Genomic DNA, 371 nt, shown 5'->3' with positions numbered 1-371 from the left:
ACCTTTGAAACACTAAATAAAATAGGAGCACAGCATACCATCTAGCTGTTCTCGATTGTACTCGCAACTTATACTTTGACTACTGTGAAGTAAAGCTAAACTTAGCGAGACTCTAACGGGTAAGAGCGGTAACTCCACATACCATAGGTACGAAGAGCGTCACGATAGATACCTAGTAGCTCACCATCACTCGCTTTCTTAAGCTCTGAAAGTGGCTTATCAGGGTAAGAAACCGTATCGAAAGTAATACTCTGAGGCCCTGTTTGCCAACTTGCCACTTCAAACAGAGTTTGACCACGGCGAACGTGACTTGCTGAGCTAATAATCGTCGCGTGTTTAATGTTGTGGCGAGCTAACGCATAACTACTGAA

General features: G+C 43.7%; 1 pseudogene. It reads right to left on the bottom strand.

The window, feature by feature from the left end:
- Window positions 1–101: 101 nt before the first annotated feature.
- Window positions 102–371 (bottom strand): annotated as a pseudogene (locus A3712_RS14375) (YdcF family protein); the annotation flags it as partial.

Origin of the sequence: Vibrio sp. HI00D65 (genome assembly GCF_001635455.1) — a bacterium.
GTDB lineage: Bacteria > Pseudomonadota > Gammaproteobacteria > Enterobacterales > Vibrionaceae > Vibrio.
Note: the sequence above shows the minus strand (reverse complement) of the source record. Positions and strands in the feature narration are given on the sequence as shown.